The organism is Motilimonas sp. 1_MG-2023, from assembly GCF_030547455.1.
In the GTDB taxonomy this organism is placed as follows: domain Bacteria; phylum Pseudomonadota; class Gammaproteobacteria; order Enterobacterales; family CBDFNC01; genus Motilimonas.
Genome location: NZ_JAUOPX010000132.1, coordinates 1 through 356 on the forward strand (window position 1 = coordinate 1; position 356 = coordinate 356).

Sequence of the window (356 nt, forward strand, 5' to 3'; positions counted from 1 at the left end):
CAGCCAATGGTGATCTGTCACCAGTGGAGTTTGAAAATTCTCAACTAAAGGTGTCCAGTTTTGGTTGACCAGAACAAGGTTCAGCTTACGCAAGCAGCAGAATTTCTACATGAGCCTGAAAGGTTTGAGTTAGAGGAAAAAGATTTAGCTGAATACCGCGAATACTTACGCGTGAACGAGCTCGGCTTGGCCATAGAGGTTCTAGAGGGCATTGCGTACGAGCATGGGGCCAAGTCAGGTTTCTGGCGTCGCCTAAAAAAGGCAGCAGAAACAATGGAGTTACAAGATAAAGTAGAAGAATACGAAAAGGCATTCCATAATGCACTTGCAAAAAACGTATAACAAGGCCAGTCAAT

The 356-nt window shown here is 44.4% G+C and carries 1 protein-coding gene; it reads left to right on the forward strand.

Annotation, left to right across the window (positions count from 1 at the left end; genetic code table 11):
• Positions 1-60 precede the first annotated feature (60 nt).
• Complete coding sequence (locus tag Q4519_RS21765) at positions 61-342, forward strand: hypothetical protein (protein WP_303516030.1); 282 nt, start codon at positions 61-63, stop codon at positions 340-342.
• Positions 343-356: the final 14 nt, after the last annotated feature.